Source organism: Streptomyces sp. 3N207 (genome assembly GCF_052246355.1).
Taxonomy (GTDB): Bacteria; Actinomycetota; Actinomycetes; order Streptomycetales; family Streptomycetaceae; genus Streptomyces.
In genome coordinates this window covers 24847-38013 of record NZ_JBQQBV010000041.1, presented here as the reverse complement: position 1 = coordinate 38013, position 13167 = coordinate 24847, and the positions used below count along the sequence as shown (strand labels likewise).

Genomic DNA, 13167 nt, shown 5'->3' with positions numbered 1-13167 from the left:
GTTCTTCGCCCTGACCGGTGGCACCGACGTCCCCAACCAGCCCAAGGAGACCGTCCGATGAGCACCCCACTGGCTCCCGCCCGCCCGCCCCGGATCTCCCTCGCCGTGCGCGACTCGAACACGATGCTGCGCCGCAACCTGCTGCACGCGCGGCGCTACCCGTCCCTCACCCTGAACCTGCTGCTCACACCGATCATGATGCTGCTGCTCTTCGTCTACGTCTTCGGAGACGTGATGAGCGTGGGCATCGGCGGCGGCGGCGCGGACCGCTCGGACTACATCGCCTACATCGTTCCGGGCATCCTGATGTTGACCATCGGCGGCACCGTGGTCGGGGCCGCGGTGTCCGTCGCCACCGACATGTCCGAGGGCATCATCGCCCGCTTCCGTACGATGGCGATCCACCGCGGCTCTGTGATCATCGGGCACGTCGTCGGCAGCGTGCTGCAGTCGATCGCCAGCGCGGTGCTCGTCGGTGCCGTCGCCGTGGCCATCGGTTTCAGGTCCACGGATGCCACGGCCCTGGAGTGGCTGGCGGCGGCCGGGCTGGTCACGCTGGTCGCCCTGGCGCTCACCTGGATCGCGGTCGGGATGGGTATGGCCAGCCCGAACGCCGAGGCGGCCAGCAACAATGCGATGCCGCTGGTCCTCCTCCCGCTCATCTCGAGCGCCTTCGTCCCGGTCGACGCGATGCCGGGCTGGTTCCAGCCGATCGCCGAGTACCAGCCGTTCACCCCGGCCATCGAGACCCTGCGCGGGCTGCTGCTCGGCGGCGAGATCGGCAACAACTGGTGGATCGCGATCGTCTGGTGCCTGGGCCTGACCGCGCTCGGCTACCGCTGGTCGAAGGCCCTGTTCAACCGCGACCCGAAGTAGCCGGGACGACCGCGCGGGCCACCTCCCGCAGCTCGTCCCGCCCCGGGCGGCGTACTCCGACACCGCGTCGGCGTACGCTGCCCCGTCCGCGCAACCACGCTGTTCACATTGCGGGGTACTGCTGGTCGCTCGTCCGACCAGCGGGCTACGGGGGGCTTATGACGGTGAGCATGCGGGCGAGCTTCCATGGCTGACGACCCCACGTGGCGAGCTTCCCTTCAAGAAGTGGTTTCCATATGCGTTGTCGGCCGATGAACAGCAGCATGAGAGCCGCGGGGTCGGCAGAGACGTGCGCGTCGACATCACGTGCACACTCCGCGTCGAGCGTCAGCGAACCGCGGTCGAAGACCATCAACGTGCGTCCGCCTCCACGCAGGAGCAGTTCGAAACGAGCTCGGAAGGATCCGGCCTTCTCCTGGTCCAGAAATGCGGTGGGCGGCAGAGCAGCGATAAGCGGAAGCGCGCCGCCTTCGACCGCAAGCAGAGCGTGGTGACGCTGGATCGGCCACGGGCGCCCGGTGGCTCCGGCGATGTCATGGCCGTGGATCAGGCATTCCTCGAGCAGGTGACACGCCACCGCCGAAGGCGGCAGGCGAGCACCTTGCAGCCAGCTGACGGTGGCTGCTTGCGAACGCGACGCGACGTCGTCGAACTCGCTTGCAAGCGCGTTGATGCGATCTGCGAGTACGCCCGGCTCCCGTTCGCCGTCCTCGGCCAGCATCTTCGCGTTGACCTCGGCCATGCCCGCCGTCGTCACTGTGGCTTCCGGAACCGGTCTTCCGGCGACGGCGTCGGTGTCGAAGCGAAACACATGAGACAAGTGAGCCGCGACATCGCCCACCGTCCATGTGCCGACCGAAGCGGAGTTGGTGTCAGGGGCGCTCCGCACAAGTGCGACGAGGCGGGGGACCACGTCCCGCAACGCTGCACGAGCCTGGGTCATGGTGTCGGTGTCGGATGCACCACTGTGCATCGCAGTCGGGATCATGTCAGCGCCTTCCTGCGCGTCGGAGTCTGGGCCTTGCCTGGCGTCTACGACTCCCACGGCGTTCTCCGCACGGCGTCCCCGCGAGCCGGAGGCGTGCTCCGTCCGCCGGGCGCGAACTGCCAGTCGCGGATCGCCGCCGCGAACCGGTCAGGCGCGTCGGACTGCACGAAGTGGCCGGCGCCTTCGACGATCACGGTGTGAGGGTCGGCGAACACCTGCTCCCATCGCCGCCGCTCCTTGGCCCGGAAAGCGAAGTCGGCGTCGCCCCACACGATGAGCGTACGGAGTGACGCGATGTCGGAGAGCCCGGCCTCGACACCGGCGAGAAAGGCACGGCTGGCGGTGATGCGCCGGGGAAGCACGGCCGACGCGTCGCGCCGGCTGCGGGTGGCGGGGGCCTGTCGGTAATGGGCCATCCCGATACACGAACGACCACGTCGGGTTGGCGTGCAGCAGCAACAGCGTCGGCCCCGATCCTTCATCCACGTAGTGGACGGTGTGCCCGTCGACGGCAACGAAGCGGCTCTCGAACGGGAACAGCTCGTCGTCGACCCACGTCGGCCTTCTGGTGTCAGCCATGCCTACCGTCCTTCCGCCGACTGTGCTAGATATAGTCAGGCAAACTTGAGATCGTCAAGTAGGTGGGGATGAGTCGAAGTTACAGCCAGTACTGCGGCCTCGCGCGGGCGCTCGATGTCGTGGGTGACCGGTGGAATCTGCTGATCGTCCGCCAGCTCCTCGTGGCACCGGCCCGCTACCGCGAGCTGCTCGACGGGCTCCCTGGCGTGGCCACCAACCTGCTCGCCGACCGCCTCCGCGGCCTCGAGGCCGCCGGAGTGGTCGAGCGGCGGCTGGCCGAGGAGGGCAACGCCATCGTGTACGCCCTCACCCCGTGGGGCGCCGAGCTGCGGGAGCCGGTTGAGGGCCTCATCCGCTGGTCCACGCCGCTCATGGCACGCGGACCAGGCGGCGACCACTTCAGCGCCGAGTGGCTCGTCCTGGCTCTCTCAGCCCTGCTTGCCGGCAAGACGGCCGCACACCGGCCCTCGACGGTGGGGATCGCGGTCGACGACCAGTTGCTCCAGGTGAGGACGACCTCGTCGGGCACAGCGGTGAGTCCGCATGATGGCGGCGATCTCGATGCCGTCGTGCGCGCTGAAGCCTCGATCGTTCTCGGGCTGGCAGCGGGCGTGCTCACCCTCGACGACACCCGTGGGCTCGTCGACATCGAAGGCGACGAAGCTGCCGTACGAGCCGTCGTCAACTCCCCACGCGCCGCTGTCGGAGGCTCCCCGCGCCGATGACCGCTCGCCCCACCTCGCACCCACTGGCGCAGAGCGGACACGTGGTTGATCACGGAGTCCTCCACCCTCAGTGATCACCGGCCCGGATGGGGCATGGCCGGGGGAGAAGCGCTGAAAGGGCTGGGGTGAGGGCTCAGGCGTCCGGCGCCGGCGCGCTGTCGCGAGTGACGAGGGCCGGCTCCAGCAGGAGCCGCTCGGGCGGTGCCGCCGGGTCGGACATCCGCGCCAGCAGCAGCCGGACGCACTCCCGGCCGACCGCCTCCAGCGGCTGGGCGAGCGTGGTCAGGCCCGGAGAGAGGACGGCGGCCATCGGCGAGTCGTCGAAGCCGGTCACGGCGACGTCCCGGCCCGGAGTGGCCCCGCGCTCGCGCAGGGCGTGGAAGCAGCCCAGCGCCAGCGTGTCGCTTGCCGCCACCACGGCGGTGGCGCCCGCGTCCAGCAGCGGTTCGACGGCGGTGCGCGCCGCATCGACGTCGTCGAGGCTCTGCGCCCGCCGGCCGCGCGTCGGCAGCCCGTGCCGCTGCATGGCCCGCTGCCAGCCGTCGGCGCGATCGTCGCCGAGGCCGGAGCCGCGTTGCCAGCCGAGGAAGGCAATCTTGCGGTGTCCGAGCGCGATCAGGTGCTCCACGGCCGCGTCCGTGCCGCAGGCGCCGTCCACGTCGACCCAGTCGCCGATCTGCCGCTTCGACCACATCCGGCCGAAGGCCACGAACGGCACACCTCGATTGGCCAGCCAGGCTTGGCGGGGGTCGTTGCGCTCGTCGGTGTCACTGAGCAGGAAACCGTCGACACGGTGCTGGTCGAGCAGTTCCTCGTACCCCTTCAGGCTCGCGCTGCCAGGAGGTGAAGCGAACAACAGGATGCGGAATCCGGCTTCGTCCGCGGCCTCGGACAGGGCGTGCAGGAAGCGGTCCAGGACCGGGGCCGTGGTGCCGGGCGGGGACGGCCGGACACCGTAGCCGATGAGTTTGCTGGAGCGGGTGCGCAGCATCTGGGCGGCGCGGCTCGGTCGGTAGCCCATCTCGTCGATCGCACGGCGGACACGCTCCAGAGTCTCCGGGCGCAGCAGGTCCGGCGAGTTGAGCGCGTTGGACACGGTCTGCGGGGAGACTCCCACCCGAGCGGCCACCATGGACAGGGTCACCGGGCCGCCCTTGGCCGATGAATTGCTGGGGGAGCGGGGCATCGCGGTCTCCGGCATCGATCAGACTGGACGTAGCAGCTGCTGCTGTTTGATCGATCCAAAGGGGATTGTCAGCGCTGTGGGCTCGCCGTTAGTGTCCTTGGATCGATCCAATGCGTGAGAGGTTCCGCTCTTTTGGACGCTACTGTCAAGACCCAGGACTCCAACGACTCGGCCACGGACCCCGGTTCTGTGACAGCGGGCCGGCAGCCGTTCCTGCACGACGGCGTCGTCACGCTGTGCGCACCGAGCTTCGTGATCTCTCATGCCGACGGGCAGCTCGACGGCGGCGCGGACGGCTTCTACCACGGCGACAGCAGGGCCCTGGCCCGGCTGACCATCGCCGCCGAAGGCATAGCGCTCGCGCCGATCGCCGGCGGGCTTACGGGTGCCGACCAGGCGGACTTCCGGGCGATCCTCCGCGGACTCGGCGAGACGACGCCGGACCCGGTGGTCGCCCTGCGCCGGCACCGTATGGTCTCCTCCGGCCGCCTGGAGGAAACCTTCGAGGTCGACAACGCCGGTACGCAGCACGTCCGCTTCCGGCTTGTTGTGGAGGCGGCCACCGATCTCGCGCCGGTGGAGCAGGTGAGGTCGGGCCATGTTCCGAGCGCCGTACCGGCCCAGGCTGCGCCGGACGGACTGGCCTGGTCCCGCGACCAGTTCGCGGTACATCTGCTCAGTACACCGGCGCCGGACGCGCTGGATGCGACGGCCGGGCGGCTGGCGTACGACGTCGAACTCGCCCCTGGCCAGTCGTGGAGGGCGCGGTTGGGCTGCACGGCCGCGTACGCCGACGGCGACCAGTTCCCGGCTGCGCCGGCTGACCAGGTGCCCTGGCGCAGACCCGTGTTGCGCAGCGCGGAGCGCCTGTTCGACCGCTGGCTGGAGCAGTCGGTCGCGGATCTGGACCGGCTGCGCCTGCTGGACCCACTCTCCGGCGACGGTGCTGGAGGGCGTGCCGACCAGTTCCTGGCCGCAGGCGCCCCCTGGTACCTGACCCTCTTCGGCCGCGACTCGATATGGGCGGCCCGCATGCTGCTGCCGCTGGGCACAGAACTGGCCGCCGGCACACTTCGCACCCTGGCGCGACGTCAGGGCAGGGCCGTCGACCCGGCGACCGAGGAACAGCCCGGCAAGATCCTGCATGAAGTACGGCGCACTGCCCTCGAGTTCGGCGACACGCTCACGCTGCCGCCGCTCTACTACGGCACGGTGGACGCCACGCCGCTGTGGCTCACCCTGCTGCACGACGCGTGGCGCTGGGGCCTGGCCCCCGAAGAGGTCGAACAGCTCCTGCCCCACGCCGAGTCCGCCCTGTGCTGGATGCGTGATCACGGCGAAGCGGGCGGTGACGGCTTCCTCAAGTACATCGACCACACCGGCCGGGGTCTGGCCAACCAGGGCTGGAAGGACTCGGTCGACGCGATCCGCCACCACGACGGTCGCCTCGCCACCCCACCGATCGCGCTGTGCGAAGTGCAGGCATACGCGTACGAGGCGGCACGGGGCGGAGCAGCACTGCTGCGGGCCTTCGGCCGCCGGGGAGCCGACGAGTGGGAGGAATGGGCCGAGCAGTTGGCCGACCGCTTCCGGCAGCGGTTCTGGGTGGAGGACGCCCAAGGGCCCTACCCGGCGGTCGCCCTGGACCGTGACGGCCGGCCGGTGGACTCGGTGACCTCAGGCTTCGGCCACCTGCTCGGCACGGGACTGCTCAACGATGAGGAGAGCGCCCTGCTGGCGGCCCGGCTGACCGCGCCGGACCTCGACTCCGGCCATGGACTGCGCACGCTGAGCAGCAAGTCGGTGGGCTTCAACCCCTACGGCTACCACACCGGTTCGATCTGGCCGCACGACACCGCGATCGCCGTACACGGGCTCGTCCGGTCCGGCTTCCCCCAAGCGGCAGCGTCGTTGACGGCGGGCCTGCTCACCGCCTCCGCCGGCTTCGACGCCCGCCTGCCCGAACTCTTCGCCGGCCACGGTAGCCAAGCGGGCAGGCGGCCCGCCCCCTACCCGGCGTCCTGCCGGCCGCAGGCGTGGGCGGCGGCCGCGTCGATCCTCGTGCTCCGATCCGCCCTGGGACTCGACGTGGACGTACCCGCAGGCACCGTGACGGTCGCACCTGCCTTCGCGCAGGAGTACGGCCCTCTGACGGTGACGGGACTCCAGGTCGCCGGCGGTCCGCTGGACGTCACCGTCACCGCGGACAGCACGACACATGTGAGGGCGCCGGAAGGGCTGACAGTGGTCACGGGTGACGCAGGGAGACGGACTTGATCGGCAGGTAGCTCCTCCACCCCGACACGGGCCGGGTTCGTCACCCGTGCGGCTGCTCGCCGGAGTTGTTCTGCTCGGGTTGCGGCGCCGGCGGCGGGGCGGTCGTGGCCCGTGGGATCACGTGGGTGGGCAGGATGACGTGCAGTTCGTGGTCCGCGTCGGGGTCGTTGATGAGGGCGAGGGCGAGTTCGCCGGCCTCGCGGCCGATGTCCGAGGGTGACTGGGCCACGGTGGACAGGTCGAACCAGTCGGCCATGGGCTGGTCGTCGAAGCCGAGGAGGGAGATGCGGTCGGGCACTGCGATCTGCATCTTGCGCAGGGTCCACAGGGTGGCGACGGCGACCTCGTCCTGTTCGGCGAAGATGGCGGTGGGCGGCTCGCGCAGGCTCAGCAGCTTCCCGAGCGCCTCGGCGGTGCCGCGCTTGTCGCCGCTGGCCAGGGTGGCGACCACCAGGTCGTCGTCGAGGGGGATGCCCGCTTCGGTGAGCGCCTGCTGGTAGCCGAGCAGTCGTTCGTTCGAGCTGAAGGAGAAACCGCTGGCTCCGATCGTCTGTATGAAGGCGATCCGGCGGTGGCCGAAGTTGATCAGGTTCCGGGTGCCGTGCAGGGCGCCGGCCACATCGTCGACGTAGACGCTCGGGCGGCCCTCGACGTGCTGGCTGCCGTATATGACCGGCATGCCCAGGTTGTCCAGGCGCGTGGTCTCCTCGTCGGTGAGGTCGAAGGAGAACACCAGCAGCGCGTCGGCGTTGCGCCGGGCGGGAAGGCGCTCGAAGAACGCGGTGCGCGCTGCCAGGTCGGCCATCACGTAGACGTTCAGTTCCATGCCCGCCGCCCGCAGCAGCGGGGCGAGGCTGGACAGGGCGGCTCCCATGAACCACGAGTTGAGCGTGGGCACGAGCACTGCCATGGTCCCGGTCCTGCCCGTGACAAGGCTTGCAGCCTGCCGCGACACGGCGAAGTTCAACTCGCGTGCGGCCTGCTCGACGCGGCCGCGTACCTCCGGGGACACGGTGGACATACCGCGCAAGGTGCGCGAGACGGTGGAAGTGGAGACCCCGGCCCGTTCAGCTACGTCAGCCATCGTGGGGTGCCGCTGAGCTGGTGGCATGAGCGGAAGGTAGCACAGCAGCACTGCACTTGCGCTCCTGAATGACATCGCTGTCACCGCAGAAATTTCGGAAAAAGCTGCCAGAAAATTGGTGCATTCACCGCTTGTGGCGGACTCCATTACCCCGAGGTAACGCATTGACTTCCGGAAATCGCACACCTACGTTGCAAGCGTTGTCTCAACGGAGTCGAAGCTAGCCTGATCGAGCCGACCCTCAGCGCTTTGACCTGTGGTGTTGATCTACGACGCGCATTGACAACGCGGTCTCATAACAGAGCCATCTCAGAGTCATCTCGGCAGCGGCTCCCTCATGAGGGGAGACCAGCCGTGCCTTCGGTTCCGCACGACCAGGAGAGACAGTGAAGACCAGGACAACCAGAGCACTTGAGTGTTCGGCCGTGCTTGCTGCCGCCGGGCTCCTCCTCACCGCCTGCGGCTCGTCCGGCGACGACGGCTCCGGGCAGGCCGGGGCGACGTCGTTCGAGGGCCGGGGCCCGATCACGTACGTGGCAGGCAAGGACACCACCGGCACCGTCCAGCCGATGCTCGACCGCTGGAACAAGCTGCACCCGAAGGAGAAGGTCACCTTCATCCAGCTGCCGACGGATGCGGACGCGCAGCGCCAGCAGATGATCCAGAACGCGGAGACGAAGTCCGACGCCTACACGGTGCTCTCCCTGGACGCCGTGTGGACCTCGGAGTTCGCCGCCCACCAGTGGATCAGCAAGCTGCCCGAGAAGCAGTTCCCGCTTCAGAAGATGCTGAAGCCGGTGGTGGCGACAGCGAAGTACCGCGGCAGCCAGTACGCGGTCCCGTTCAACTCGGACGGCGGCCTGCTGTACTACCGCACCGACCTGCTGAAGAAAGCCGGCATCACCGAGCCGCCGACAACCTGGGCGGAGATGAAGTCCGCCTGTGCCAAGGTCAAGAAGCTGCCGGAAGCCAAGGGCATATCCTGCTACGCCGGTCAGCTCCAGAAGTACGAGGGCCTGACCGTGAACTTCTCCGAAGCCGTGAACTCGGCAGGCGGCACCGTCACCGACCCGAAGGGCAAGCCGGACGTCGACACCCCCGAGGCGAAGAAGGGCCTGGACTTCCTCGTCGACTCCGTCAAGGACGGGACGATCCCCAAGGAGGGCATCACCTATCAGGAGGAGGACGGCCGCCAGGCATTCCAGTCCGGCAAGCTGCTCTTCCTGCGTAACTGGCCGTATGTGCACTCCCTGGCCAAGAAGAGCAAGATCGCGGAGAAGTTCGCAACCGCGCCACTGCCCGGCCTGAAGGGGCCCGGCTCCTCCAGTCTGGGCGGTCACAACCTGGCCCTGTCGTCCCACGCCAAGAACAAGGCCACGGCCCTGGACTTCATGAAGTTCTTCACCAACGAGAAGAGCGCGGGCACGTTCCTCAAGGAAGCCGCCTTCGCCCCGCCGTATGCCTCCCTGTATGACGACAAGGCGCTGATCAAGCAGTATCCGTACCTGCCGGTGCTCAAGGAGTCCATCCTGCGGGCCGTGCCGCGTCCGCGGGTCGTGCAGTACGGCGATGTGACCTCGGCGATCCAGGAGGAGACGTACGCCGCCCTGACCGGCAGCAAGAGCAGCGAACAAGCGCTGAAGGACATGCAGAAGGACCTGCGGAAGTCCGCGGCACGGTGAGGAACAGGGCCATGATCGACACCAAGATCCCGCCCGGACCCACCGAGCGGGAACCACACCACGCGGTCGGCAGCCGATCCAGGCCGGTCAGCCGCCCGCACATACGGAAGCAGGCCCGGGCGACCGCCGGCAGGGGACGGATGGCGGCACTGTTGGTGTCCCCGACGCTGCTGGTGCTGACGATCGTCGTGCTCTACCCGACGATCATGGCGCTGAGCGAGTCGCTGTACGGGCCGAAGGGCCTGGATCCCAAGACCGGCTTCATCAGCGCCACCGAGCCGTTCGTCGGGCTGAAGAACTACACCGACATCTTCACCGCCGCCGGAGACCGGTTCTGGAACGCCTTCTGGAACACCACGTTCTTCACCGTCGTCACGGTCGGCTTCGAGACGCTGATCGGTGTGGCGATGGCCCTGATCATGCACAAGGCGTTCCGCGGACGAGCCCTGGTACGCGCCGGCATCCTGGTGCCCTGGGCGGTGCCCACGGCCATCTCCGGCCTGCTGTGGCGGTGGATCTTCAACAGCAACGGCATCGCCAACGCCCTCATCGGCCACCAGATCCTGTGGACCACCGAAGGCTTCCACGCCAAGGTCGCGGTCATCGTCGCCGAGGTGTGGAAGACCGCCCCCTTCATCGGTCTGCTGGTCCTGGCCGGCCTGCAAGTGATACCGAAAGAGGTGTACGAGGCGGCCCGTATCGACGGAGCGAGCCCGGTGCGCCAGTTCTGGCACGTCACGCTTCCCCTGGTGAAGCCGGCGCTGCTGGTGGCGGTACTGTTCCGCTGCCTGGACGCACTGCGGATGTTCGACCTGCCCTACATCCTCATCGGTGCGCAGAAGCACTCGGTGGAAACCCTGTCCATGCTCGCGCAGAACGAGGCGTCCAACGTCCACTTCGGGCCGGCATCCGCCTACGCGGTGCTCCTCTTCCTCTACGTCCTCCTCATCGCGCTGGCCTTCGTCCGGCTGCTCGGCGCCGACATCCTCGGTGACAGGGACGGCGGCGCAGGCAAGCCCAAGGGGAAAGGCAAACGCCGACGGCTGACGGCGCTCCGCCGTGCGGAGGTGACGGCATGACCATCACGGCGAAATGGCGCAGCGGGCTGCTGTACGCGGGTGTCGTGGCAGTGGTGGCCTACTGCCTGGCCCCGTTCTACTGGATGCTGGTCTCCAGCCTCCGGCGCACCTCGGACGTCTTCGACACCTCGCTGCTTCCCTCCCCGGTGTCGTTCGAGAACTACCAGGCGGTGTTCGGCCCGTCCCAGGGCTTCACCCGCGCGCTGCTCAACAGCCTGATCGTCGCCGGAGCCACCACCGTACTGGCGCTGCTGCTGGCCACTTTCACCGCCTATGCGATGGCCCGGCTGGAGTTCCGGTTCAAGCGGCTGATCCTCACGCTGATCATCGCCACCTCGATGTTCCCGGTGGTGTCGATCGTGGTCCCGCTGCTGAAGCTGTTCACGGACATCGGCTGGATCAACACCTACCAGGCGATGATCGTGCCGAGCATGTCCTTCGCGCTGCCGCTGGCGGTGTGGAACCTGACCACGTTCTTCAAGCAGATGCCGGACGAGTTGGAGCACGCCGCCATGGTCGACGGCTGCACCCGAGGCCAGGCGTTCCGCAAGGTCATCATCCCGCTCGCCGCACCCGGCATCTTCACCACCGCGATCATCACCTTCATCTGTGCCTGGAACGAGTTCCTCATCGCCCTGTCGATGACCAACAAGCCCGGCATGCAGACCGCACCGGTCATCATCTCGAAATTCACCGGCGCCACGACGTACGAGGTGCCGTTCGGCAGCCAGATGGCCGCAGGCGTACTCGTAACGATCCCGCTGGTGGTCATGGTGCTGCTCTTCCAGCGCCGTATCGTCGCCGGACTCACCGCCGGCGCGGCGAAGTAGACACCGGGCGCCTCGCCGCCCTCACCCCCCGACGCCCAAGGAGTACCCAGCAGCATGCCCGGCACCGCAGCACCGTGGTGGCGCAACGCCGTCATCTATCAGATCTACATCCGCAGCTTCGCCGACGGGAACGGCGACGGCGTCGGCGACATCGCCGGCATCCGGTCCCGCCTGCCATATCTCAAGTCGCTCGGCGTTGATGCCATATGGATCAACCCGTGGTACAAGTCGCCGATGGCGGACCACGGCTACGACGTGGCCGACTACCGCGACATCGACCCTCTCTTCGGCACCCTGGCCGAGGCGGAGCAGCTCATCGAGGAGGCGCACCGGCACGGGATCCGCGTCATCCCCGACATCGTGCCCAACCACACCTCCGACCAGCACGCCTGGTTCCAGGCGGCGCTGGCGGCCGGGCCCGGCAGCGCGGAGCGGGATCGCTACATCTTCCGACCGGGTCGCGGCACCGACGGCTCAGAACCGCCCAATGACTGGGTCTCCGCCTTCGGCGGCCCCGCCTGGACCCGGCTGCCCGACGGCGAGTGGTACCTCCATCTGTTCGCCCCCCAGCAGCCCGACCTCAACTGGCAGAACCCCGATGTACACGCCGAGTTCGAGTCGGTCCTCCGCTTCTGGTTCAGCCGCGGCGTAGACGGATTCCGCATCGACGTCGCCCACGGACTGATCAAGCACCCCGAACTCCCCGACCTGCCGCCCCGCCAGGACCCGGACAGCGAGCAACTCTGGCAGCACGTCGACCACCCGCACTGGGACCGCGACGAGGTGCACGACATCTTCCGTGCCTGGCGCGAGGTGGCCGACGAGTTCCCAGGCGACCGCTCCTTCGTCGCCGAGGCGTGGACGGACACCCCCGAACGCCTCGCTGCCTACGTCCGCCAGGGCGGCTTGCACACCTCATTCAACTTCGACTTCCTCATGTCCAGTTGGGATCCCCAGGACCTGCGCGCGGTCATCGACAACTCGCTCGCCATGCTCGGCGCGGTCGGCGCACCCGCCACCTGGGTCCTCTCCAACCACGATGTCGTACGCCACGCCAGCCGCTACGGCCGCAAGGCGACCAAGCGCTGGGTGGCCAACGAGCCCTATCGCCCAGAAGGCCCCCTCAACCTCGAACTGGGCATCCGCCGCGGCCGCGCCGCCGCCCTTCTCATGCTTGCCCTGCCCGGCGGCGCCTACGTCTACCAGGGCGAGGAACTCGGCCTCCATGAAGTCGAGGACCTACCCGAAGACGTCCTGCAGGATCCCGTATGGGAGCGCTCAGGACACACCGAGCGTGGCCGCGACGGCTGCCGCGTGCCGATCCCCTGGTCCGGGCAGAGCACGCCGTACGGCTTCAGCCCCGACGGCGCCCCCGCCGCCCCCTGGCTGCCCCAGCCTGCCAACTGGGCCGAGTACAGCGTCGAAGCGCAGACCGGCGACAAGGCATCAATGCTGGAGCTCTACCGCACCGCCCTGCACCTGCGCCGGGGGCACCCCGCACTCGGCGACGGCACCCTCACCTGGCTGGACGCCCCCGACGGAGTCCTCGCCTTCCACCGCGACCCGGGCTTCACCTGCGTGGTCAACCTCTCGACCGAGGCACACCCCTTGCCCGACCACACCTCCATCCTGCTGACCAGCGGCCCTCTCGACGGCGGTCTGCTGGCACCGGACCAGGCAGCCTGGCTCGCCGTATAGCGACCTATGAGGGGTGGGGCCTGCCGACGACCGCCGTCGGCCCCACCCTTCTCGGGCGATCCTGATCACCAGGGCCTGTCCGGTGCCCCTCCCTGCTGACCGGACAGGCCCTGGCCCTTCCCATGCGCCCTCGCGCCCGGGTCCAAGCCGGCCATCTGCTCTC

11 protein-coding genes are annotated in these 13167 nt (G+C 68.6%); 7 read left to right on the top strand and 4 right to left on the bottom strand.

The window, feature by feature from the left end; translation table 11 throughout:
- Positions 1–57: 57 nt before the first annotated feature.
- Positions 58–876 (top strand): ABC transporter permease, encoded by an 819-nt coding sequence (locus ACTWP9_RS35505; RefSeq protein WP_443250446.1) that lies wholly within the window; start codon positions 58–60, stop codon positions 874–876.
- 145 nt (positions 877–1021) lie between these two features.
- Here the strand turns inward: ACTWP9_RS35505 and ACTWP9_RS35500 are convergent, their stop codons facing one another.
- Complete coding sequence (locus ACTWP9_RS35500) at positions 1022–1864, bottom strand: maleylpyruvate isomerase N-terminal domain-containing protein (RefSeq protein ID WP_443250445.1); 843 nt, start codon at positions 1862–1864, stop codon at positions 1022–1024.
- A gap of 44 nt (positions 1865–1908) precedes the next feature.
- Positions 1909–2280: a hypothetical protein gene (locus ACTWP9_RS35495; protein WP_443250444.1), complete on the bottom strand. Its 372-nt coding sequence runs from the start codon at positions 2278–2280 to the stop codon at positions 1909–1911.
- Positions 2281–2511: 231 nt separating this feature from the next.
- Between ACTWP9_RS35495 and ACTWP9_RS35490 the strand changes: the two genes are divergently transcribed.
- The gene (locus ACTWP9_RS35490) at positions 2512–3168 is read left to right on the top strand and encodes a winged helix-turn-helix transcriptional regulator (RefSeq protein WP_443250443.1); all 657 of its coding nucleotides are present in this window, start codon (positions 2512–2514) and stop codon (positions 3166–3168) included.
- A gap of 133 nt (positions 3169–3301) precedes the next feature.
- Here ACTWP9_RS35490 and ACTWP9_RS35485 read toward each other — a convergent pair whose 3' ends face one another.
- Positions 3302–4354 (bottom strand): LacI family DNA-binding transcriptional regulator, encoded by a 1053-nt coding sequence (locus ACTWP9_RS35485; RefSeq protein WP_443250449.1) that lies wholly within the window; start codon positions 4352–4354, stop codon positions 3302–3304.
- A 132-nt stretch (positions 4355–4486) separates the two neighbouring features.
- Here ACTWP9_RS35485 and ACTWP9_RS35480 point away from each other — a divergent pair, with 132 nt between their 5' ends.
- Positions 4487–6631: an amylo-alpha-1,6-glucosidase gene (locus ACTWP9_RS35480; protein ID WP_443250442.1), complete on the top strand. Its 2145-nt coding sequence runs from the start codon at positions 4487–4489 to the stop codon at positions 6629–6631.
- Positions 6632–6671: 40 nt separating this feature from the next.
- On the opposite strand, the gene ACTWP9_RS35475 is transcribed toward ACTWP9_RS35480, so the two are convergent.
- Positions 6672–7715 (bottom strand): LacI family DNA-binding transcriptional regulator, encoded by a 1044-nt coding sequence (locus tag ACTWP9_RS35475; RefSeq protein ID WP_443250448.1) that lies wholly within the window; start codon positions 7713–7715, stop codon positions 6672–6674.
- 386 nt (positions 7716–8101) lie between these two features.
- Between ACTWP9_RS35475 and ACTWP9_RS35470 the strand changes: the two genes are divergently transcribed.
- The 4 genes from ACTWP9_RS35470 to ACTWP9_RS35455 are packed head-to-tail and all read left to right on the top strand — an operon-like array spanning position 8102 to position 13004.
- On the top strand, positions 8102–9397 hold the full coding sequence (locus ACTWP9_RS35470; RefSeq protein WP_443250441.1) for an ABC transporter substrate-binding protein: 1296 nt from the start codon (positions 8102–8104) through the stop codon (positions 9395–9397).
- A gap of 11 nt (positions 9398–9408) precedes the next feature.
- Entirely contained in the window at positions 9409–10476 is a 1068-nt protein-coding gene (locus ACTWP9_RS35465) for a carbohydrate ABC transporter permease (RefSeq protein WP_443250440.1), read from the top strand.
- Positions 10473–11306: a carbohydrate ABC transporter permease gene (locus tag ACTWP9_RS35460; RefSeq protein WP_443250439.1), complete on the top strand. Its 834-nt coding sequence runs from the start codon at positions 10473–10475 to the stop codon at positions 11304–11306. The genes ACTWP9_RS35465 and ACTWP9_RS35460 overlap by 4 nt, the downstream gene beginning before the upstream one ends.
- Positions 11307–11360: 54 nt before the next feature.
- Positions 11361–13004: a glycoside hydrolase family 13 protein gene (locus tag ACTWP9_RS35455; protein ID WP_443250438.1), complete on the top strand. Its 1644-nt coding sequence runs from the start codon at positions 11361–11363 to the stop codon at positions 13002–13004.
- Positions 13005–13167 lie beyond the last annotated feature (163 nt).

Bases quoted from the DNA above. Each gene is read 5' to 3' on its own strand.
- ACTWP9_RS35465 (WP_443250440.1), top strand. From the start codon at position 9,409: ATGATCGACACCAAGATCCCGCCCGGACCCACCGAGCGGGAACCACAC.
- ACTWP9_RS35490 (WP_443250443.1), top strand. From the start codon at position 2,512: ATGAGTCGAAGTTACAGCCAGTACTGCGGCCTCGCGCGGGCGCTCGAT.
- ACTWP9_RS35460 (WP_443250439.1), top strand. From the start codon at position 10,473: ATGACCATCACGGCGAAATGGCGCAGCGGGCTGCTGTACGCGGGTGTC.
- ACTWP9_RS35475 (WP_443250448.1), bottom strand. From the start codon at position 7,715: ATGGCTGACGTAGCTGAACGGGCCGGGGTCTCCACTTCCACCGTCTCG.
- ACTWP9_RS35485 (WP_443250449.1), bottom strand. From the start codon at position 4,354: ATGCCCCGCTCCCCCAGCAATTCATCGGCCAAGGGCGGCCCGGTGACC.
- ACTWP9_RS35455 (WP_443250438.1), top strand. From the start codon at position 11,361: ATGCCCGGCACCGCAGCACCGTGGTGGCGCAACGCCGTCATCTATCAG.
- ACTWP9_RS35505 (WP_443250446.1), top strand. From the start codon at position 58: ATGAGCACCCCACTGGCTCCCGCCCGCCCGCCCCGGATCTCCCTCGCC.
- ACTWP9_RS35495 (WP_443250444.1), bottom strand. From the start codon at position 2,280: ATGGCCCATTACCGACAGGCCCCCGCCACCCGCAGCCGGCGCGACGCG.
- ACTWP9_RS35500 (WP_443250445.1), bottom strand. From the start codon at position 1,864: ATGATCCCGACTGCGATGCACAGTGGTGCATCCGACACCGACACCATG.